Here is a 22,918-nt window from a genome sequence, read left to right as displayed (position 1 = left end):
ACAGTTTATTCTTGTACTTTATGAACTATGTGCGGATGTAACATATTGAAAAATCTCATCAATCAATTCTACACTTAATTCTGATTTAATGTCTGCCGGAATTACTTTTAGCACAAAATCGTACATTGTTGTATTTTTTGGCAATTCTTCTCTTTCCTGAAGCAATGAAAAAACTGCAATTCCATTTGAAATAATTGCTATGATTTTTTCCTTGTCTGTTAGTGCCACAAATATTAGATAATCTAGTATAATTTAATCTAAATATTTTATATCATTGTTTTTCGAATTTCTTGGTTATGAAGAATTTGCATGTTTTCTGTATTTTGTTCTAGTAATTCTAATTCAAAGTTAATGCTGTGAGCTTCTCCTTGATCTTCAACTTGCTGTGATGCATGATATCCGACATACACTCCGACAATCACAAACATTGCAATTACTAGAGCCATCAGTATCATCATCTTGTTTTTGTGTGGAATTTTAACTGGCTATAAGCATTATGAAAATTAAGGCAAAGGTTCACTATTTTGTATAAAAATTAATTACACCTTGATATGAGGAATAAAGTAAATTATGATTGAAACTGAGCTAGGATCTTTACGTAGATCACATTATTCTGATGAAATTACTCCCTCTATGAATGGACAAAAAGTCACAGTCATGGGGTGGGTTTTAACTATTCGGGGTCATGGAAATATTAGCTTTGGAACCATTCGAGACAAAAATGGTGAGATTTCAATTGTTGCAAAAAAAGGAGACTGTCCTGATGAAATTCGTGAAAAAATCTCTTCATTAAAAGCTCACTCTTCAATTGCAGTTACTGGCAATGTCAAAGCATCTGAAAAAGCACCTGCAGGATATGAAATTGTTCCAACTGAATTGCGCGTTTTCTCTGATGTGGAAAAAATACCTCCGTTTGAACCCACTGTAAAAACTGTGAAAAATATTGACACAAGACTTGAGGTGAGGCCGATTGACCTTAGACGTGATGTACTTCAACATATTTTCAAAACCCGAAGCTCTGTTTTAAAATCCATTAGAGAATATTTTGCAAATGAAAATTTTGTAGAAATAAACACTCCTAAAATGATTGCAACAGCTACTGAAGGTGGGGCTGCATTATTTCCAATATTTTACTATAACAAAGAAGCATTTTTAGCTCAAAGTCCACAATTGTACAAAGAACAACTAACAATGAGTTTTGAAAAAGTATTTGAAATTGCTCCTATTTTTAGGGCAGAACCTTCTAGAACAAATAGACATCTGGCCGAAGCAATATCTATCGATCTAGAAGAAGCTTTTGTTGATTATAATGATGTAATGAATCGAATTGAAGATATTGTCAAAGTTTCAATTCAAACTGTAAATGAATATTCAAAAGAAAATCCTTCTGCAGAATTTCCTATTCTAGAAATTCCTGAACGTATTCCAAGATATACTTATGATGAATTAGTTGATAAAATGCAAAAGGCAGGTGCAAAAACAGAATGGGGAGATGATCTGTATCCTTCTAATTTGAAAAAAATTGGTTTAGATGGATTTTATTTTATTACCGATTGGCCTTTGGCTCCTAAACCCTTCTATGTGAAAGACAGTAAATCCAATCCTAAAGTTTCAGAGTCTTTTGACTTGATGTATGGTGATTTAGAATTATCTTCTGGCAGTACAAGAATTGAAAAAAGAAATGAGTTGGAAGAAAGAATGAAAAATAAAGGAATGAAAACAGATGCTTTTGAATATCACCTTGGAGCTTTTGACTATGGCGTTCCTCCTCACGCAGGTTGTGGTATTGGTCTTGAGAGGCTGATAATGGTATTGACAGGCACAGAAAATATTCGTGATACAACATTTTATCCTAGAGATGTTGACAGACTTACACCTTAGGTGGATTGAATGGTTACTGAAGAAGAGATTGAACAAGTTTCAAAATTGATGAGAATAGATATTGATGATCATAAAGAGTATGTGGATAAAGTTCATACTATGATCGATTATTTTGATATTTTAGATTCTGCAGGTGTTGAATCTGAAGAAATATCTATGCCTGAAATTTCCATTAATGATCTTAGATCCGACGAATATATCTCATTTAATGAAAAACTAATTGAAAAATTAAATCATTTTAGAGGTTCATACGTACGCGCACCAAAGATGTCTTCATGAATCTAAAAATATCTGCCCTTGAGTATGTGCAAGAAGTACAAACTGGAAATATTTCTGCAGAAGATTTTATAGCAAAAACCCTTGAACAAATCCAAACAGTTGATACAAAACTTCATGCTTTTTTGTCCGTTAATGACAATGCAGTTGTTCAAGCCAGACAAATTGATAAAAAAATTAAATCTGGTGAAAAAGTTGGCAAATGTTTTGGAATGCCAATTTCAATCAAGGATAACATATGCATCAAAGATTCAAAGACTACTTGTGCATCTAAAATGCTTGAAAATTTTATTGCTCCTTATGATGCAACAGTAATTTCCAAATTAAAATCTGAAGATGCTGTTTTTATTGGTAAAGCTAACATGGATGAATTTGCAATGGGGCTTACCACTGAATTTAGTGCATATGGTCCTAGCAAAAATCCATGGGATGTTAATTGTGTTCCTGGCGGTTCATCTGGCGGAAGTGCAGTTTCTGTAAGTGCATTTGAATGTGTTGCATCACTTGGTTCTGATACTGGAGGTTCAGTAAGAAATCCTGCCAGCTTTTGTTCTACTGTTGGATACAAACCAACTTATGGATTGATTAGTAGATATGGTCTGATTTCTTATGCAAACAGTATTGAACAAATTGGACCTCTTACCAGAACTGTAAAAGATACTGCATTTTTACTAAATATTATTTCAGGAATTGATCCTAATGATAATACTACAGTTGATAACAAAAATGAAGATTATCTTTTGGGAATAGAATCTGGTATCGAAGGTAAAAAAATAGGCATAATTAAGGAGATGATCGGAGAAGGAATATCTCCTGAGGTCTTATCTACAACAAAAGATGCCATTTCAAAATTAGAAAACTTGGGAGCTATATGTGAGGAAATTTCCCTTGATATGGTGAAATATTCTGTTGCGGCATATTATACAATTACTGCCACTGAAGCTGGAAGCAATCTTGCAAGATATGATAATCTTAGATATGGTTATGAATTCCCAGTAGAGGGATATGAGTTTAATTCATATATTTCAAAAGCTAGACGCAATTTTGGACCTGAAGTCACACGTAGAATGATTATTGGAGGCTTTGTTCCTTCAGCAGGCCATGCCGGAAAATATTTCTTAAAAGCACTAAAAGTAAAAAGTAAACTTACCAAAGAAATCAATGAGGCATTCAAAAGATTTGATTTACTTATTGCACCTACTGTTCCTTTGCCTCCATTTAAGATAGGAGAAAAAATTAATGATCCTGTCTCCTTGTTCTTAGTAGATATCAATACCGTTACTGCAAATCTTACTGGAAAACCTGCCATTTCAATTCCATACTCGATTTCAAATGGGTTGCCAATTGGAATTCAATTGATGGCTGACTCAATGAATGATAAACTACTATTGCAAACAGCATATGCATTAGAACAAACTGTTCAATTACCAGAGGTTCCGCTATGACGATGATAGGATTAGAAATTCACTGCCAGCTAACTAACCTAAACAGCAAATTATTTTGTTCATGCAAGGCAAACTATAGAGAATTTGAAATTAATGAAAACATTTGTCCCATTTGCATGGGATTGCCTGGAAGTTTGCCAAGATTAAATCAAGAGGCAGTAAAAAAAGCAACTATAATTGCTATGGCTCTAAATTGCTCAACACCGGAAAAAATTGCATTTTTTAGAAAAAATTATTTTTATCCTGACTCTCCAAAAAATTTTCAAATCACTCAATTGAATATCTATGGAGACACCAGTGTTGGTGGACAAGGCTCAGTAATGATTGGGAATAAAAAAATTCGAATCACCCGAATTCAATTAGAGGAGGATCCTGGAAGGTTAATCTATGAAGGAAATTCATCAAAAAATCAAATTACTCTTGTAGATTACAACCGTGCAGGCACTCCTTTGGTAGAAATTGTTACAGAGCCTGACTTTGAAACCCCTAAAGAAGTTCGTGATTTTCTCAACATATTATCTGATATTCTCACAAATCTTGGAGTTGCGGATCCTAGTTTAGAAGGGGCAATGAGAGCAGACGCTAATGTTTCAATTGAAGGTGGCAAAAAAGTTGAAATCAAAAATATTGGCTCTTTTCATGATCTAGAAAAAGCAACTCATTTTGAAATTACAAGACAAGAAAGTTTGCATTCAAGAGGAATAGAAATTATTCAGGAGACTCGGCATTGGGATGATAGGAGAAAAATTACAGTTTCATCTCGTTCAAAAGAAGAAGAACTTGACTATCGTTATTTCCTTGAAGGTGATATCCCTTGGATAAAGATGGATTCTGAAATTCACAAAAAACTTGAATCTGAAATGCCTGAAAGTATTAGTTCAAAAAAAGAAAGATATATTTCAAAATATAATATTCCTCCACAAGTTGCTGAAGTATTATCTGCTGACAAATACTATTCGGATTTATTTGAAGAATCTCATATTGAATCAAATGCAAAAGAGGTTGCAAATATCATTACCACCGAATTGATGGGGCTAGTTGATACTAGAGAAAAACGTGAATCCTCTAAATTCACTGCAACTCATTTAAAGGAATTAGCTGATTCGATACAATCTGGAAAGGTTTCAAGAAATTCATCAAAGAATGCATTACATGAAATTTTAAAAACAGGAAAATCTGTATCTACTGTAATTTCTGAACTAGACCTTGGAAATGTTTCTGATGAATCTGAATTATCAGAAATTATATCTAATATTATTACAGAAGAATCACAAGCTGTAGAGCAAGCAAAATCTAACCCCCAGACAATTAATTATTTGGTTGGAAAAGTGATGCAAAAAACAAAAGGAAAGGCAGATCCTGTTTTAACATTAGAATTACTGAAAAAACAAATTGGATTATGATGACTCGTCTATCTCTTGAAAATATCGAATTTATCAAAATTTTAGCCACATCTGATGCAACAATTTTACAAGCGGGAATGAATGATGCTACTAGAAGCAAATTAAATGATGAAATAGGCACAATTTTACGAGAATATTACAGGGAACACACAATGGGGTTACAGACTGGTTGGACTCAAAAATTATTAGATGTTGGAATAGATGAAGATACAGGAAAATCCGCCATAGCCTGTGCTAGAAGATTGGGGCTAGATATTTCATGACAAAAATCTTTTTACTGTTGACCAATTGACAAAATCATCTGTTGACTCCTTTTGAATTTGTTCCTACTAGAAGTCAAATTCTAGATTCTAATATTTACAAATTTATGAATAAACATAACATAACTACAATAGAAGAATTATCTGAAAAAGCAAAAAATAATTTAGAATGGTTTTGGAAATCTGTAGACGAAGATATAGGTATTGAATGGGATGCCCCCTATTCAAAAATAATGGATATATCAAAAGGAATTCCTTGGAGTAAATGGTTTGTTGATGGAAAAACAAATATCTACAAATCTTCTGTTGAAAAATTTGCCAGTAAGACTCCTCATAAAACTGCTTATTATTTTGAATCTGAAGATGGCGTAAAATCACAAATTTCTTACATGGAATTAAACTCCAAAGTTTCTAAACTTGCAAATGGTTTGAAATCTCTTGGAGTGAAAAAAGGCGATGTTATTGCAATATATTTGCCGATGATTGAAGAAGCAATAATATCAATTTTAGCAGCTGCTAAAATTGGTGCAATTCAAACTGTAATTTTTTCTGGCTATAGTTCTGAGTCATTACATATTAGATTAAAAGATTGTAATGCAAAAATTCTTTTAATTTCTGATGGGTTTCAAAGAAAAGGAAAACCTGTATCACAAAAACAATCTGTTGAAACTGCAATACAGAATACACAAGTAGAAAAAATTATTGTTGTTAATTATAAAGGAATTGACAAATATGAAAAATCTGAACAATTCCTTTTTTATAATGATCTTGTATCGTCTCACAATGAAATTTGTAAAACTGAGGTGATGGATTCAGAGGATCCTTTGTTTATTTTGTATACCTCTGGAACTACTGGAAAACCTAAAGGCGTAGTGCATGTACATGGTGGATTTTCTGTTTTTGCCGGTCATCAGGCAGCATATCTTGTTGATATTCAGGCACAGGATACTTTGTTTTGGCCTGCAGATATTGGATGGATTACAGGACTAGTATGGAATGTTTATGGATTATTGATGATGGGAGCAAGCGCAGTGATTTATGATGGTGGATTGGATTTTCCTACATCTGATAGAATCTGGAAAATGTTATCTGATTATAAGGCAACCATCTTTGGTATATCTCCAACGGCTGTTCGCTTATTTAAAAAACATAACATTGAACCTTTAAAATCATTTTCACTAAACAATATCAAAAATATTCCCACTACTGGAGAACCTCTTGATGAAGATTCATGGTGGTGGCTATTTGAAAAAGTCGGAAACAAAAAAATCCCTATCATGAATCTGTCTGGTGGAACTGAGATTGGAGGTGCAATGCTTTCTGTTTTTCCTGGAATGAAATTAAAACCATCCACTGTGGGTATTCCTGTTCCTGGAATGAACTTAGATGTATTTGATGATGATGAAAATTCTGTACGAGAACAAAATGGGTTTTTAGTAATCAAATCCCCTTGGCCTGCAATGACTCGAGGATTACTACATGATGCTCAAAAATATTTTGATACATACTGGTCAAGATTTGAAAATATTTGGTTTCATGGTGATTACGTTTACGTTGACAAAGATAATCTTTGGTATATGCGTGGAAGGACAGATGATGTCATCAATGTATCTGGTCATAGGATGAGCACTGCTGAGATAGAACAAACTATTATTTCTCATGATAAAATATCTGATGCTGCATCAATTGCTATTCCTGATTATCTTACAGGTGAGGCAATTGTAGTTTTTTTTGTTTCTGAAAACAAATCTGAAAAAATCAACAAATCTGAAATATCAAATTATCTTTCAGAAAAAATTGGTAAATTGGCAAAACCCAAATATATTTTTCAGATATCTGATCTTCCTAAAACACGTACTGGCAAGATAATGCGCAGATTGTTAAAATCAAAATTACTAGGGAATGAATTGGGAGATTTGTCTTCTCTTGAGGATCCTTCTATTTTGGATGAAATTCAAAAATTGAGTTGAATTATTCTAACCTTTTGTTATTTACTATTTTACGCTTAACTTATAATTTCAATCTTGTTACCAATACTAGTTGAAATTTGTAGTTGATCAACAAGTAGAAGACATTGAGATGCCTGAAAATCTCAAATTAAATACATTTTTACAAGAATTTCATTCTAATTGCCCTCATCCTGAATGCAGTTTTGGTTTCTATGGATTTGCTTTTGGACAATCCCCATTTCCAGTACCACAATTAATTCAAAATACCTTAATCAAAAATGTTGAGAAAGGAGCCTACGCTCCAATTTCTGGAATTCCTGAATTAAGAAATGCAATTTCAAAATATAACAAATATTATTTCAAGATGGATGTAGCTCCTGAACGAATCTATGTAGGTCCGGGAACTAAAGAGTTGATTTTCAATCTTTTAGAAATCCTACATGGAACTGTAATATTGCCAACTCCTGCATGGTTGGGATATCTTCCACAAATAAGATTTTTGAAAAAAAATTATCACATGTTGCCTACTCGTGCAAACAAAAAAATTTCTCCTAGTGATCTTCGACGTCTTGCACTAAGATTGCAAGACCGACAAAAAATATTGATTTTGAATAATCCCAATAATCCTACTGGATTACTATATGATCAATTAGAATTAGAAGAAATTGCAGATGTTTGCAGAGAACAAAACATCACTGTGATTTCTGATGAAATTTATGCACTCACTACATATGACTTTTCAAAATTTACTAGTATGGGAAAAATTTACCCTGAAGGGACTTTTGTCACAAATGGTTTGTCCAAATCTCATGCAGCTGGAGGATATAGATTAGGATATGTAATTTTTCCTCAACATGCAGCAGATCTCAAAACACAATTCAAAAAAATCCTTGCCACTGAATATACTGCAGTATCTACCCCAATTCAACATGCTGCCGTAGCTGGATTTGAAATCAGCAAAGAAATGGACGAATATTTTGTCACGACTAGAAATATTCATCAAATTATGGGCGATTATACTTATCATGCACTAAGTGCAATAGATGGCGTAAAGGCTACAAAACCTGATGCGACATTTTACCTCCTTGCAGATTTTAACGCGTTTGCAACTGATCTACAAAAAGCCAGAATTTCTACTTCCCAAAAATTATCTGAATCCCTTATCGTTCATCCTTATCATACTGCCATTGTTGGTGGAGATAGTTTGGTTTTAGAACGAACTGATTTTAGTGCAAGAATTGCATATGTTGATTATGATGGTGCTAGTACATACAAAAATTACCTTGAAAACAAACCTCAATCTAATGCTGAAAAATTAGAATTTGTAAAAATGAATGCCCCTAAAGTTGTTGCAGGAATAGATATGATTGCAGATTTCTTTGACAAATTAAAAAAAGATACTTTATCTAACTTTGATAGCAAAAAAAGTTCTATGATTACATCAAGTTAATTTTGATTTCAACAACTCAAATTCATCTAAAGATATTTCTCCTTTTGCCAATCTTGTTTCCAAAATTTCCTTTGGATTAGAACCTATTATGGAACGGATTAATTTTTTTCTGATGGTGTTTTTGTTGAGTGAAATTTGCCTTGAATTATCATCCACTTGTCTTTTTATCCCATATACTGCCCCAAATAATATCCCTAATCCTGCAACAGCTAATGAAATTTGTGCAATGTCTGAATTATCTGTAATTTCTTGATTGGGTTCAAGAATTGATGATGCTTGTGCATTTGGAATTATGCTGTTATCTGTAATTTCTTTTGAGATTTCCTTTATCTCTAGATTATTGTCTGTGTATCCTACCGCTTCCTCAATAGTCCATCCTGGATAATTTCTATTAAACCAACTTTTGTACGTAGGCTCTGAATAATATCTTTCAATATAATGGATAGGGTCTTTGCTAGGATCCACAAAATCCAGTTTTTCTGATTTTGGTTCATGTATAATCTTATTAATTATTTTTTGATTTTCTGAATCTACATTGTTTTCAATAATAACTGAATCTTCATGATGATAATCTTGTAAATTGTCTTCTGTAATTTTGAATTCTGTCGTAACTCCTTTTGACATATTTAAAATAAATCCAGTAGCTGTATAGGTGTCATATTCTATAAACTCATTTCCTATAACCATACTTTTTTCAAAAGTATTATCATAATTTATTGTTGCTTGAGAAAGTAAAACAAATTGTTCATTAAAATCTCTAATTACAATTGTTACTATTCCTGTAGATTTTTCTTCAACTTTTCCTGAAAATTCGATTTTGTCTCCCATTTCAAATATTTTATTATTTACTTGAATGTCCACAACTTCTGCAAATACATTATTTGTAAACATTCCTAACAGTACAAACATACCAAGAGTATAGATCCCATACCTTCTTCTGCTCAACAAGATCTTTTGGGTATTTTTTCATTTAAGATACACGTAGTATTCATTCAGATTTTTTATACGTAAAAGATAAATGCAAATTTTAGGTTTCTGCTTCAGATTGGCTTTGTGTCGAAACTTTTAATGGTTTTTTGGAACTTGGAAATAAAAAGTAGTTTCAATATTTTCTTCACTGTTTACCCAAATTTTTCCTCCCAATGCTTCAATGATTCCTTTACATATTGCTAAACCTAAGCCGCTACCACTTCTTTTCCTACTTGTGGATGTATCAATTTGATAAAATTTTTTGAAAACTTCGTTTTGATTCTCAGCAGAAATTCCTGGTCCATTGTCTTGCACAAAAAATTCTGTATTTGTTGGGTTGTTTCTTGCACCAATTATGACTTTTCCCGAATTTTCAGAAACAAAATCTATTGCATTTTTTACTAAATTTGAAAACACTTGATTTATCCTGTCTTTATCTGTAAAAATATGCTCATTTCCTTTATAATCTGATATCAATTGTATGTTTTTCGTATCTGCAACTGGTTTGAATTCTTTTATCACTACATTCAATAGTTCTGAAATATCAAGTTCTTCTTCATTAAAATCTAGTTTACCTAAATCTAATTTTTGTGTGGTGAGTATATCTCCTACTAATCTTTGCAGTTTTACTGTTGATGAATAAATTTCATTTACTGCATCAGTCTGTTTTTCATTCAACTCTCCCAAAAAATTTTTCTTTTGTAACATCTGGACATATCCTAAAATTGGAACTATTGGTGTTTTTAATTCATGAGATACCATTGATGAAAACTCTAGTTTTTTTCTATCCATATCTTTTAATTTTTGTACATATTCATTTTGCAGGTTAATCGTTTTTTCTACTTTTTCTCCCATACTAACAAAATTTTCATTTAATTCAAAAATTTCTTTTACGTTTGTCTTGACTTGATTTTCTTCTGACATTTTATTGGATTTTGAAAAATCTGACATGTTTTTTGCCAATTTTTGAATGGGCTTGGTAATGCTAGTTGATATATGAACAGTTCCTAGCAAAGTTCCAGTTGCAACAAAAACTGAAAATATTAGTAGTATCATTCCAGTACTTTCTTCTATTGAAGTTAGAAAATTTACAATTCCCATGTAAAATATAATGAAACTTGAAACTCCTGATACTAGAAATAAAGTGTGTTTTATTGGAAGCATTTAGTATACTCCTGATTATTATAATTCTGCAGTATCGATTAGTTTAGAATGTAAAATATCTATATCAATTGGTTTTAGGATATATCCTGTCACACCTTGTTTTACAAGATCATCAAGTTCTTCCTGTGTGATTGTAGAAGCTGTAAATACAATAATTTTATGATCTTTAAGAGAATTGTTTTCTTCAAGATCCTTGATTACTGAGTAGCCATCAAATTCAGGCATGGCTAAATCTAATAATATTACATCATGATGATTTTCTTTGATTATTTTTAATCCTTCTCTACCGTCATTTGCTACTGTACATTTATGATCTTTTAATTCGAGAAATGTTGTTAGCATTTTTGTAATTTGTTCATTATCGTCAATAATCAAAATATTCAAACTTTGCAATTCTTCTTTTTGTTTAACTTTGTCTTTTGTCAATTTTCATTTCTCCTATTCCCTAACAATTGAAAGTTTTCTTGTAAATAATTTAAAATCATTTTTTCTTGTTCTATTTCTCTTAGTCTGTGTTCATATGTAATCTCTGAACCTAATAATGATTCAGCATCAGTTTCGTCAATATGGTGTGATTTTTTCCACATTAAACTAAACAATGATCTTAATGTTGTTACAAATGCTTTAGAATCTGTCCAAACTGCTAACATGTCTTTTACTTTGTTATTGCTTATAAAGAAAATAACTTCACTATCGTCTTTGATGATGAAACAAAAATCTTCTCTATTTTTATCTTCTATTTTTTTCACTTTTTTAGGTTCAATGCTTTCAAAAATATTTGGCATGTCTGCTTGATGATCCGTTAATACCTTTAATTCTGATTTTGTTTTGTTTAGTAATTCTGTAAATTCTGTAAAGTAAAACCTCTTAAAATCTGCATCTGTTCCTAAAACTAGAATATTTTCCTTTGACTCTTTTATCATCTGTTCTAATTTAACCAAAATTGAATTTCTTCCCTGCAGTGATTGGAATTTATTGTCTTGTGATTCTGGTTCTGCTTCTCCATACTTGGGGATTATATTCCATAATTTGATCAGGGTTTCTTTGCCTGCTTCTAGTTCATTGATTCTGTTCTTTTCATTATTCACTAAGATCTCTAGTGATTCTTCTAGTCCTACTGCGTTAAATTTAGTGGGTTTTCCAAACACTGAAAAAATTATTCCTTTCTGCTGTAATGTGGATAACAGATGATATGTTTCAGTTCTTGGGATTTTTAGCGCTTTTGATATTTCTGATGCTGTTTTTATGCCTATTTTACTCAGAAATAAATACACTTTGGCTTGGTTCGGTGTAAGATCATATCTGACAAGCATTCTGTTTAATTCGTGAATTGGATTTTCTGATTGAAAAACTCCTTCTTCTACAGTCTCTGTTACTGTCATTCAAAATAATTACATTCAATGATGACATAAGGGGGTGTATGTTATTGCATATTACAGATCTAAAATTCTACCTCATGACCAATAATTGGCTCAAAATTATGTCTCCATATAACAACTGAATAACAAATCCTCCTGTAATTAGAAGCAAATATGGAATTCCAGGAGTTATCCATGTATTTGGGGTGTTGCAGAATTCTTCATTTTCTGCATGATGCATTGCAAAAGTAAATTTTCTCTTATTTTTTTCTACTTTTTCGATAGAAAATGCGAATTTTGGATTTTTTGCCTTATATCCTATTAATAATGCAATAATTTTTTTTATTTTGGTTTCTTCAAACCCTTCAAAAATTTTCTCTCCTTTTAATTGAGAAAATATATTTCTAGAAATATTTACAATAAATGGAATTACAAATAATATTGCTGCATTTGATAATGTAGTAAATGGAGATATCGGACTTTCACTTAATGTTGCCATTGGCGCAATGATCGCTAAAGCAATTAATGCAAATGCATCTGCACCTCCAAACAAACCTATTCTCCATACTAATATTACAAATGGTGCTATAATGAGTGCAAATCCAATTACTAGTAAATTAGAAACAATCTCTGAGCTTAAAAACACCAATATCAATCCAGTTGCTCCAAATCCAATCCAATAATAATCATGGATTTCACGTTTCCAAAAATCAATGATTGAACCAATTACTAACATCACTAACGCGATACTTATTCCAATTATTTCATAATTGGTTATATGCTCAATCATTATGATTCTTTTTTTTTAAATTCTATTTCATGTGTTTGAGAAAATAGGTTCTCTTTTTAGTCATTTTTTATACTCTATTAACGATTTTTGATGTCTGATATTTTCTCCTTAATTTCTTCTATCCTGTCTCCCAAATTCAACTTATCTGCAATTGGAATTTTTTCTGTAATTAATTCTAACCTATCTGTACGTTTTAGGAAAAATAACATTCCTGCTATAGATGTGGGAATTATGATGATAATCATAATGATGGGGTCTAAAGATAGTTCGTTTACTGAATTCTCAGATTCTATATCTGACACTTCTTCAACAATTGGCATATTTAGTATGCTAGCTGTTTTTGAAATTGTAGATTCACTTAGTCCATTTCCTAATACTTTTGCTGAGATCGATACTTTATCTTTATCATTTGCCATAACGTTTACTGTTGCAATTCCTTCATTGTTTGTCGATTCATCCATTTTTATTAATTCACCCCCCTCTACAATCCATTCTACTTCAAATCCTGAAAGAGATGTTTGTATTTCTGGTATACTGACCGATAATTTACCTTCAATTCTTTCATTCCAATTCATTGTACCTAAAAGATCTAATGTCAAAACTGGGCTGATGTCAACAATATTGATGTCATATTTTGATAATGAGAAATCTTCCGAAAGTAAAGCAAGTTCAACAATACCTTCTTCAATTGTTTCTAAATCAAATGTTGTAAAATATTGTCCCTCTTCTATTGTTACTTCTTGAGGAATTTTCAAAATGCTCTCGTTATTTGAGACTAGTTTAATTCCAATATCTTTTTTTGCATATACTGGGTTTCCTACTGAATCTAGTAATTGTACTGTAGCTAAAGTTTCAGAATTTGCTAAAATATTTTTTGGAAATGATAAATGAATTTGTGCAGGATCTGTTGTATGTGTCTCAATATCTGTACTTCCGTCAAATCCTCCCATTTGATATAACAATGTGGAAGATCCAACCTCATTTGACAATATGTTGATTACTGAATATGGTTGGTTTCTTTTAATTGCGGTGGAATCTACATCTACAAAATTATTTGCTGAAAAAGTTAATACTCCGTCTTCAATAAATGGTGTAACTCCCGACCTTGCATCTTCTTCTGCATCTTCCCCGTCTTCTGTTGTAGTTTCTGTTGTAGTTTCTTCACCTTTATTTCCTTCTTGCAAATATCCTAACACTGGAAATTGTTTTTCTGCTAAAATCATTGGAAGCATAGGTTCAACAACCAATGAAATATCTCCTTTGATTGGACCTATTGGATTTCCTAATGCTGTTTTAACTCCTTCGTTATCTGTAATGTAGAACGTTACAGAATCATCAGGAATAATCGTCCCTGTTTTACCATAAACAATTACTCCACTTTCTCCTTTCTTCATTATTGGATTGATGGGATTTACTGTGTCTGATTCTGAAGATGAGAAATTAATTTCATGTTCTTCATTGGCCTGAACAGGTACAGTTACTGTGACAAGTTCCCTATTTGTACTTCCTTGACTACTGCCTCCTGTTTGTCTAGACACTTCAATACTGGTCTCATAATATGTGACAGCAATGATTTCTTCTTTACCTGTAGTCAGAAATGGTAAAACTTTGGTAACTGATGGCCCCTTGCCTTCTAATGCTCCTATTTCATCGTGAATTATTTTTATCTGATCTCCTTCGGTCAAAATATTATTTGCTGAAATAAACATATTGTATGTCTGTTCAGAATCATCAGTAAAATCTCCAATATTGGGTCTGGGTGTAAATGTTGTAAATGTTGAATATTCTCCTTTCTCAATTTTTAATTGATTTTTATCAAATATGACTTCTTCAAAATCATGGCTAGTGTTAATTGCAACATCTGGATTTTCTATTTCTAATTTGAAAGGTATGTCTTCTTCTGCTAAAACTGGAATATTTTCTGCATCAAGTAATTGAATTATTGCAAACCCTTTGTTTCCACTAAAACTATTATAATTTTCTGGGAATACAGATAATTGTAATTTAAGAGGTTTTGAAGCTTCTAATACACTTACAATACTACTGATTTTTTTCATTCCTTCCGTTTCTGCAAAAATTATTGCATCTCCACTACCTATGATATCAAATTCTGTAATTGCATAGTAATTACCACTTGCAATCACAATTTCAGAATTTTTTAATGCTATCACATCATTATTTGGAGTGTACAGGTGTATGGTTGTATCTTCTGATGCCAGTGTGGGCAATCCTCCTGTTGTAGCTAGTTCTAATGCCACATATCCATGTCTGGGACCATCTACAGGAAATACTTCCGGTGTTGTTTTCATCAAAATTTGTGTTGGGTGATTATTGTTATTAAAAACTTCAAGCGAAATTTCTTTAGATGAGAATCCTGATGCAGCTAATGCTATAGTAGTTATTCCTGGGTTTACTGCTTTAATTAAAATATTTTTTGTAAATTTATCATTGCTATCTTCGACTCCTAGAATTTGAATTATTGAGTTATCAGAACTTACAACTTTTAGATTTTCAATTTGTTTTGGAACCATCATGTTGTTAGATGTAACAAAAATTTGTAATTTCCCCTCTGTATTCTCAAGTAATTTTTCAGGATGTAACTGATATCCAAATTCTGACGTAATTTGAGCCTGTACAGGAATTACAAAGATACTCAAAAAAACACAAAATATCAAAAAATATGCTTTCATCTTAAACTAAATTGATAAATTTTTGTTATATTGGATAGTATGAAACATTACAATACATACAGTTAGCCGAATATTGAAGAAACACTAAAAATTTTCATCTGAATGACCACTATTGCTCCAATAGATACTCCTACCAGAAATATTGAATACATGAAACCTCCAGAATATGATCCAGTGGTAATTTTACCTAAAAATAAACCTGAAATCCAAGATTGAACAAGTATTGCAATTCCAAGTAATTCAAATCTTGATTTTGATTCTAATTCTAATGCTGTTCTTTTTACTTCATCTTCTTCTAGTTGAGCTCCCAAACTTGTTAATGACTCAATTACTAGTAATGTAGTAAATCCTGTAATTGCAATTAACATAAAACCTACCATGACATATGGTTTTAATTTCTCTCTCTTTGTTTTTTCTATAGTGTGAATTTTTTCTGCAACCCCTGCTAATGTACTAAGTGTATTAACATTACCTCCTCCAGAGGAGATAATTTCAAACAACACTTTGAAATTAATTAAAATTTGGAAATCTGTAATTTCTTTTTTAATAAACTCAAAAATGTTGTCCAATGTCATCCCCCATTCTAATTTATTTGCAATTCCATTTGCAATTCGATTAAACAATCCATAATCTTTCCTTTTGGTTGTTTGTATTACACATTTTTCAGGACCTAAACCTGCTTTTCTTGATTCTGCAACATCTCTCATAATTTGTGCTGTTGCTGATTCTGAATCTAAAGAAAATTTATATTTATTTTTAAAATTTAACGCAGGCCACATTGCAGCTGCAATCAATGCTCCTCCTAAAATATAGAGGTTAAAATCAGGTAATATTTTTAGTGTAATTATTACAATTGCTGCCAATATTCCAGGGATTCCAAACATTGTGATTTTTTTCCAATCCAATTCTTTGACTTTTGATTTGTTTAATTTGCTTGCAATAATTGAAAATAATATTGATACTACAGGTGGCATGATTATTACCATGTAGAGGGGATCAATTTCTCCAATTGCATTAGTACTCCCTATTCCTTCTGTGGATGTGGCAGTAACTATGATGTAAATTGCTAAAACTACTACCTGCATTGTCATGTATGTCTCAATCACGGTTTCAACTTTTTTTGCCAATTCTGCTTGTTGTGATTCATACATGTCAAATGCTGAATTCATTTTTGTGGTAAGAAAATTTACTACGTCTCCTCCACTTTGAATCGAGGATACCCAACCATTTAAAAAATCTCCAAAATTTGATCCTCTCTCATTTGTTTCAGACATTACTACTAGTGGGTCTTTACCTAAAATATCGATTTTTTTAAGGATCTTTATTCCTTCTAATCTGACATTTGGTAATAATTCCAAATCTTTTATTTTCAAAAAAATAGTATAGGGTCCAAAACCACTAGTTGCCAATAGAGTAACTATGGTAATAAAAAAGGGCAATTCTGCATTAATTTTTTTATTTAATTTCTTCTTCTTGTCTTCTTCTTCATGTTTTTTTAAAAAAGACATGGTTACACTCCGTATTCTATTTTTTTCATCAATGTCTCTGGTTCTCTATAGTATTTTCCAACTATCTCTGCTACTTTATCATATGCTCTAATGCCTCTCTGAACCAACCATTTTAAAACAATTTTTCTTCTTTCAAATTCTTCTAAAACTTCGTCAATACTTTTACCTGTTTGCTGTGAGATTCTTTCTAACATTTCACTATCTTCTAATTGTGGACTAAAATAATCTGATTTTGGTTCCCATTTGAATGCATTATGATAAGAATCTGCAGTTTTTATTTCTTGAATCGATATTGCTCTTCTGGTACTCTTCCCGTCTTTGTCTGTAACCCTTCTAACTACAATTGCACAATTCATTAATGCCATATATGATGCTGGAATGTCCATCGGTTTTTGTTGTAATCTTTTACTTGCAGATTCTAAACTATCAGCATGCATTGTACATAATCCTCCATGACCTGTGGCCATTGCTTGAAACATTACATATGCTTCTGACCCTCTAATCTCACCTACTACAATATAATCTGGTCTGTGCCTTACTCCTGATTTAATTAAATCATATAGACCAATTTCTCCTTCCCCTTCAGGTCCAAATCCTACTCGTGATACTAAACTAAACCAATTTTCATGTTTTATGTTGATTTCAGATACATCTTCTACGGAAAAAATCTTGTAATCTGGATTCACTAAACCCGTAATTGCATTTAGAATTGTTGTTTTGCCACTTCCAGTTGAACCTATTACCATGATGGACATCTTGGCTTCCATTAATAGCCATAGATATGATGCGATATCTACATTGATGGTTCCAAACGAAATTAAATCTATCACTGAATATGGATCTTCTTTAAATTTTCTTATGGTAAAACTAGTCCCTTTTGGTGTGACTTCTTTTTGATATAATACTGAAATTCTATGATTTCCTTGTAAAGCTAAATCTGAAATTGGATGTGCTGAACTAATGTGTTTTCCAGCTCTGAACACAATTCGTGAAACAAAGGAATTTAATTTTTCATTTTCAAATGTAATGTTGCATGGAATGCTGTCATATTTTCTGTGCCAAACATAAATTGGTGTAAGAATTCCACTACAACTTACGTCTTCTATGTTTGGATCATTCATTATGGGATCTATGTTGCCAAATCCATCAATGTCTCTTTCCAAATAGTATTTTACTTTTTCAATACTTGCCAATGGCTGTTCTTGAAACAGTTTCTCGTTTTCTTTTAGAATTTTATTTACAAATGACATAAACCCAAAATCTTTTTCAATATTTTCTGGAGAATCTAAGTTTTCTTCAATTAATCTGTATAGCTGATTGTATACTATTTCTTCTGAAGCATTAAGTTTAGTTTCATCTACTTGATAAGATATGCTTCCTGTATCCTGATTTTGTATGATATTTGCATAACTAAATGGTGCCTTTAGTGGGTATTTTTCTAAAATTTTGGAACCTTTTGGAGTAGTGTTATTAATTTCATCTAGGAATTCACTTTTAAGAAATGTTTCTAGTCCTTGCTCTTCTTTCTTTTTACCCATGTTCTTCAATACTTGATCTTGATTTTTTGGTTATATCCAACAGTGTGAAACATTACAATACACACAATTTTCTTCTTCTATCTAAAAAGTAAAAAGATTGTTGTGGATAATTTTAAAAAAGTCAATTATCCTAGGATTGACCTGCTACTGTGATGCTTTGTGGGCCACCAGCTTTTCCTGCAAATACACTGACTGTAGTCGATGCACCTGAATCCAATGTAGTAAGTGTACCGTTACCTACCTTAAAGTAAATAACTGCTGTTCCACCAGGATTCAGAGATACTGGACCTGTAGCAGCATCTGCGGAAATTATGCTTGTTCCTGATCCTGCTGAATCTTGATCAATACATAGATAGGATGTATTTGATGCACAAGTTCCAAGTTTAGCTATTGCAGGTCCATCTGTTCCTGGAGCTGCATTTACCCAACCTGTGTGATTCAGAGCTTGTTGGAATTCAGATGATGTTAGTGATGTATCTGCATACCAATTTTCAAATGGAATGTCTGTACCTCTAATTGATATTTTATCAACTGCAACTACTTTGTCACCTGTGTTTCTTACAGCTGCTGCTCCCCAAGCTACACCTACGGTATCAGTATCGTGTACCCATACCTTGATTCCTGAAACGTTAATGTTTTCAGTTTGTGTACCGCCCTGAAACAATGATGTTCCGTAAAGCACGACACCTGAACCAAGAACAACTGAAGACACCAATATGATGACTGTTGTGAGCACTGTACTGATTGCACGTTTTTTGCTTAGTTTGGTTTTCATTTTATTGCTTAATCTCCAAATTAATAGAATATCTAGTCAAGTATGTAATTTTTTTGAATTACAGAGTAAAAAGAATCATACTTTAAGAATGAATTGGGCGGTGTTCACTTGTTCTATAGTTGGCCTTCTACTATGATTGAATAGGGTGAGCCTGCATTTCCTGCAAATATGCTTACATTTGATTGAATGCCTGAATCCAATGTAGTGTATGTCCCGTTACCTACCTTAAAGTAAATAACTGCTGTTCCACCAGGATTCAGAGATACTGGACCTGTAGCAGCATCTGCGGAAATTATGCTTGTTCCTGATCCTGCTGAATCTTGATCAATACATAGATAGGATGTATTTGATGCACAAGTTCCAAGTTTAGCTATTGCAGGTCCATCTGTTCCTGGAGCTGCATTTACCCAACCTGTGTGATTCAGAGCTTGTTGGAATTCAGATGATGTTAGTGATGTATCTGCATACCAATTTTCAAATGGAATGTCTGTACCTCTAATTGATATTTTATCAACTGCAACTACTTTGTCACCTGTGTTTCTTACAGCTGCTGCTCCCCAAGCTACACCTACGGTATCAGTATCGTGTACCCATACCTTGATTCCTGAAACGTTAATGTTTTCAGTTTGTGTACCGCCCTGAAACAATGATGTTCCGTAAAGCACGACACCTGAACCAAGAACAACTGAAGACACCAATATGATGACTGTTGTGAGCACTGTACTGATTGCACGTTTTTTGCTTAGTTTGGTTTTCAAGTATTATCATATGAATTATGTAACATCTTAAAAAGTAGGAGCGAATTTCCCAATGATGGGTTTTCTTATTTTTGTCTTTATTTTAAAATAATAATTTACATATCGTCGCCAGCAATCATTGTATAAGCTCCTAGAAACCTTGCAACTGTTTTTCTTAATCCCTCATAAGGCATACACATTGAAAAAATTTTTGTAATTCCTGCAGGCATTCCAATTGCTACTATGCTAATTCCTTTTTTCCTTGCTGCTTCAACAGCTTCTTCCATTTTTTTGTCTGCTTCATATGTTCCTAAAGCTTGGCCATCTGTAATTAAAAAGATGTATCTTCTTTCAATATTCTCTCTTTCTAATATCCTAGAACATAATTTTACGGCATCTGCTATAAATGAGAATCCTTTAATTTCGATACCGCCAATTCGTGATTTTGAATTTTGATCATAGTTCTCATAATGATCTTTTACAATGGTGAAATTGTTATTAAATGTAAAAAATCCCCATTTTCCATTTTTTGAATTCACCTCATTTGCTGCTTCTCCTAAACATATTGCAAATTTCTTCATTTCATCAAATTTTAGCCTCATACTGCTGCTAGTATCCACAACTATTGCCCACTCTTCCTCAATTCTCCTATAGTCGTCTTGTTCAAAAATCTGAATGCTGTTATTTTGTGCTGCAACTGCCTGAATGGCTGCTTGCATCTGTAACAACCCCATATCTTCTGGCATTCCCTCATCCATGACATTTGGTGTCATTTTCATCTGTGCTGACATTTTTTTCAAAAACAAGTGAGTGGCATTTTTCAATCTAAGGTATTCTCCAATATTTTCCGGTGCAAAATCTATCTTGTCAAATTCCAAATCTTCTGTAATTCCACCATATTTTTTTCTAACTTTGGCTCTACGTTTTAGCTGCTCAAACCACACTTCTCCAAATCTTTCTACAATGCTAAGAAATTCCCCTTTAGTCGAAATACTGACATTCTCTATCCATTTTTCTATTCTTTTTGGATGACTATAGTGATCTGCAAAAGGTAGTTTGTTATCGGTTAAGATATTTGATGATTCATAAATTTCGTCTGCAATTTCTTCAAACTCTGTATAATTTTCAGATGTCATTTGTAATACCTTTTCCTCAATTATTTCTCTTTTAATTTTGATGTCTGTAATGAATTTGTTTGAAAATATTTTTTTTGAGTTTTTTTTAATATCTTGTTTTAGTTTGTTTTCATTTAATTGCACAAAATAATTCTGAATTTTTTGAATTTCTAAAAAATACTGTGGAAATTTATTTTTTAAAAATTGGTTTACTCTGACATCTTCAATAAACTCAAATGTTTCATATGCTCGTTTTTTGTTTTTATTTACCATCCATTTTTTGTATTTTTTAAAATCTGTGACTCTGGCATGTCCTGCTGCATGACATACAGATGCTAAAAACAATCCAAAAATTGTATTTTGATATTTTTCTAAATTTGCAAATGTGCAACCCTGAATTGTTTCTATCCCTTGAATTTGTCTTGGCATTGGAAGATATACTGTCATTCTTGGTTCATAATCAATCTGAGGAAAATATTGTTGTTCTAAAAAGAACATGTCCACATCTATTGGTTTTCTTTCTGAAATATCAAAGAATAATTGATGTGCAATTTCTTGCACTGTTTCTTTCATTTATCTTACTCCTTTTTCTTTGCTGCCACATGGCTTTCAATAATCTTCTTTACAATGTGTCTAACTTCATCTTGAACTTCAGGGTCATCACTGGTCATAGGGATTAATGTTTCATTTCCTCCATCAATAATTGACATACCATCAGAACAAATCTTTGCCCAATTGACCAAATCTCCAACAGATGGACCATATGGCAAATCACCCATTTTGTATTCTTGTCTTATTTTGGCTCCTGCCTTTACAATAACTTCAGCATCACTCATGGGAATGCCTCCTTTCTTTGAAACCATGTTGATCTCTTTTTCATCAATATTGTCTCCTACACTCATGTAGTCAAAGTTCAACCAAACACTCATCCTTCTTCTCATGGCTGCGTTGATTGGTTTTGTACCTGCAAATTCTGATGAAACGGGGTTCATACTAATTATCATATATGCATGTTTATGCCTGTGAATAATTTCACTATCTTTTTCAGTTAAAACCATGTGGCCTCTTTGATCTAATAACGGGTTAAGTTTTGTTGCAACATCCTGTTTCATCATATTTGCTTCGTCCAGATAGAGAATTCCCCCTTTTCTACACCAACCTGTAATCAATCCATCAATCCAATTCTCTTTTCCCAATCCTACATATCTTCCAAATAAATCAAAAACCGAAGTTGCCAAACCACAGTTAATTTCCCACATTGGCAATCCAGCTAATTCTGCAACAAGATATACGATGTGAGTTTTTCCCGTTCCACTCGGACCAATTAGTGCACACTGCTTGAAAAATTTTAACGCCCTTCCAATTCTTTCTACATAATGCTCTCCATTATCAAGATAAGGAGGAGTATCCTTTGGAATCATTTCATCCATTTCTTCAGGAAAATGCATGTCTGATGAATCCATGTATTTTTTAAAATCATACATTTTTGATAATTCGTGTGTATTTTTCTTAATCTTTGAAATGGATACTGAAAGATTAACATTATCAGAACTGATTCTAGTTCGATTAACAGATGAAATAAGCTGTTTTTTTTGTTCCAATTATGCTTA

At 32.3% G+C, this 22,918-nt stretch carries 21 protein-coding genes; 7 read left to right on the top strand and 14 right to left on the bottom strand.

Annotated features, from left to right (window positions below; genetic code table 11):
• Positions 1–18: 18 nt before the first annotated feature.
• Together K5781_RS00830 and K5781_RS00825 are read right to left on the bottom strand one after the other, a co-directional pair.
• Positions 19–228, bottom strand: coding sequence for a hypothetical protein (locus K5781_RS00830; RefSeq protein ID WP_297439760.1), 210 nt, complete (start codon positions 226–228; stop codon positions 19–21).
• A 38-nt stretch (positions 229–266) separates the two neighbouring features.
• On the bottom strand, positions 267–446 hold the full coding sequence (locus K5781_RS00825; protein ID WP_297439759.1) for a hypothetical protein: 180 nt from the start codon (positions 444–446) through the stop codon (positions 267–269).
• Between the two features lie 124 nt (positions 447–570).
• On the opposite strand from K5781_RS00825, the gene aspS reads away from it, so the two are divergent.
• From aspS to K5781_RS00790, 7 genes are all read left to right on the top strand, one after another.
• Positions 571–1,881, top strand: coding sequence for an aspartate--tRNA(Asn) ligase (aspS, locus tag K5781_RS00820; protein WP_297439758.1), 1,311 nt, complete (start codon positions 571–573; stop codon positions 1,879–1,881).
• Between the two features lie 9 nt (positions 1,882–1,890).
• Positions 1,891–2,160, top strand: coding sequence for a hypothetical protein (locus tag K5781_RS00815; RefSeq protein WP_297439756.1), 270 nt, complete (start codon positions 1,891–1,893; stop codon positions 2,158–2,160).
• Positions 2,157–3,602 carry an Asp-tRNA(Asn)/Glu-tRNA(Gln) amidotransferase subunit GatA gene (gene gatA / locus K5781_RS00810; protein WP_297439755.1) on the top strand — a complete coding sequence of 482 codons (1,446 nt, stop codon included), beginning with the start codon at positions 2,157–2,159 and terminating at the stop codon, positions 3,600–3,602. Before K5781_RS00815 ends, gatA begins: the two co-directional genes overlap by 4 nt.
• Positions 3,599–5,005, top strand: coding sequence for an Asp-tRNA(Asn)/Glu-tRNA(Gln) amidotransferase subunit GatB (gatB, locus tag K5781_RS00805; RefSeq protein WP_297439754.1), 1,407 nt, complete (start codon positions 3,599–3,601; stop codon positions 5,003–5,005). The genes gatA and gatB overlap by 4 nt, the downstream gene beginning before the upstream one ends.
• Positions 5,005–5,268, top strand: coding sequence for a hypothetical protein (locus K5781_RS00800; RefSeq protein ID WP_366847863.1), 264 nt, complete (start codon positions 5,005–5,007; stop codon positions 5,266–5,268). The genes gatB and K5781_RS00800 overlap by 1 nt, the downstream gene beginning before the upstream one ends.
• Positions 5,269–5,309: 41 nt before the next feature.
• Positions 5,310–7,235 (top strand): AMP-binding protein, encoded by a 1,926-nt coding sequence (locus K5781_RS00795; RefSeq protein WP_297439751.1) that lies wholly within the window; start codon positions 5,310–5,312, stop codon positions 7,233–7,235.
• A 70-nt stretch (positions 7,236–7,305) separates the two neighbouring features.
• Positions 7,306–8,664, top strand: coding sequence for a pyridoxal phosphate-dependent aminotransferase (locus K5781_RS00790; RefSeq protein WP_297439750.1), 1,359 nt, complete (start codon positions 7,306–7,308; stop codon positions 8,662–8,664).
• Here the strand turns inward: K5781_RS00790 and K5781_RS00785 are convergent.
• The 12 genes from K5781_RS00785 to K5781_RS00730 all read right to left on the bottom strand — a co-directional run bounded on the left by K5781_RS00785 (position 8,656) and on the right by K5781_RS00730 (position 22,909).
• Entirely contained in the window at positions 8,656–9,609 is a 954-nt protein-coding gene (locus K5781_RS00785) for an SHOCT domain-containing protein (RefSeq protein WP_297439749.1), read from the bottom strand. The genes K5781_RS00790 and K5781_RS00785 overlap by 9 nt on opposite strands.
• 120 nt (positions 9,610–9,729) lie before the next feature.
• Positions 9,730–10,797 carry a HAMP domain-containing sensor histidine kinase gene (locus K5781_RS00780; protein ID WP_297439748.1) on the bottom strand — a complete coding sequence of 356 codons (1,068 nt, stop codon included), beginning with the start codon at positions 10,795–10,797 and terminating at the stop codon, positions 9,730–9,732.
• 18 nt (positions 10,798–10,815) lie between these two features.
• Positions 10,816–11,223, bottom strand: coding sequence for a response regulator (locus K5781_RS00775; protein ID WP_297439747.1), 408 nt, complete (start codon positions 11,221–11,223; stop codon positions 10,816–10,818).
• Entirely contained in the window at positions 11,220–12,179 is a 960-nt protein-coding gene (locus tag K5781_RS00770; protein ID WP_297439746.1) for a helix-turn-helix domain-containing protein, read from the bottom strand. The genes K5781_RS00775 and K5781_RS00770 overlap by 4 nt, the downstream gene beginning before the upstream one ends.
• 67 nt (positions 12,180–12,246) lie before the next feature.
• A complete protein-coding gene (locus tag K5781_RS00765; RefSeq protein ID WP_297439745.1) occupies positions 12,247–12,945 on the bottom strand; it encodes an A24 family peptidase in 699 nt (232 codons plus the stop codon).
• A gap of 77 nt (positions 12,946–13,022) precedes the next feature.
• Positions 13,023–15,602 carry a hypothetical protein gene (locus K5781_RS00760; RefSeq protein WP_297439744.1) on the bottom strand — a complete coding sequence of 860 codons (2,580 nt, stop codon included), beginning with the start codon at positions 15,600–15,602 and terminating at the stop codon, positions 13,023–13,025.
• Positions 15,603–15,697: 95 nt separating this feature from the next.
• Positions 15,698–17,143: a type II secretion system F family protein gene (locus K5781_RS00755; protein WP_297439743.1), complete on the bottom strand. Its 1,446-nt coding sequence runs from the start codon at positions 17,141–17,143 to the stop codon at positions 15,698–15,700.
• Between the two features lie 2 nt (positions 17,144–17,145).
• Positions 17,146–18,681 carry a type II/IV secretion system ATPase subunit gene (locus K5781_RS00750; RefSeq protein WP_297439742.1) on the bottom strand — a complete coding sequence of 512 codons (1,536 nt, stop codon included), beginning with the start codon at positions 18,679–18,681 and terminating at the stop codon, positions 17,146–17,148.
• A gap of 130 nt (positions 18,682–18,811) precedes the next feature.
• Positions 18,812–19,456, bottom strand: coding sequence for a hypothetical protein (locus tag K5781_RS00745; RefSeq protein WP_297439741.1), 645 nt, complete (start codon positions 19,454–19,456; stop codon positions 18,812–18,814).
• Between the two features lie 113 nt (positions 19,457–19,569).
• Positions 19,570–20,214: a hypothetical protein gene (locus K5781_RS00740; protein ID WP_297439740.1), complete on the bottom strand. Its 645-nt coding sequence runs from the start codon at positions 20,212–20,214 to the stop codon at positions 19,570–19,572.
• Between the two features lie 95 nt (positions 20,215–20,309).
• Positions 20,310–21,881, bottom strand: a complete 1,572-nt coding sequence (locus K5781_RS00735; protein WP_297439739.1) for a vWA domain-containing protein — start codon at positions 21,879–21,881, stop codon at positions 20,310–20,312.
• 5 nt (positions 21,882–21,886) lie between these two features.
• Entirely contained in the window at positions 21,887–22,909 is a 1,023-nt protein-coding gene (locus K5781_RS00730) for an AAA family ATPase (protein ID WP_297439737.1), read from the bottom strand.
• Positions 22,910–22,918 lie beyond the last annotated feature (9 nt).

Source organism: Nitrosopumilus sp. (genome assembly GCF_025699255.1).
In the GTDB taxonomy this organism is placed as follows: Archaea; Thermoproteota; Nitrososphaeria; order Nitrososphaerales; family Nitrosopumilaceae; genus Nitrosopumilus.
Note: the sequence above shows the minus strand (reverse complement) of the source record. Positions and strands in the feature narration are given on the sequence as shown.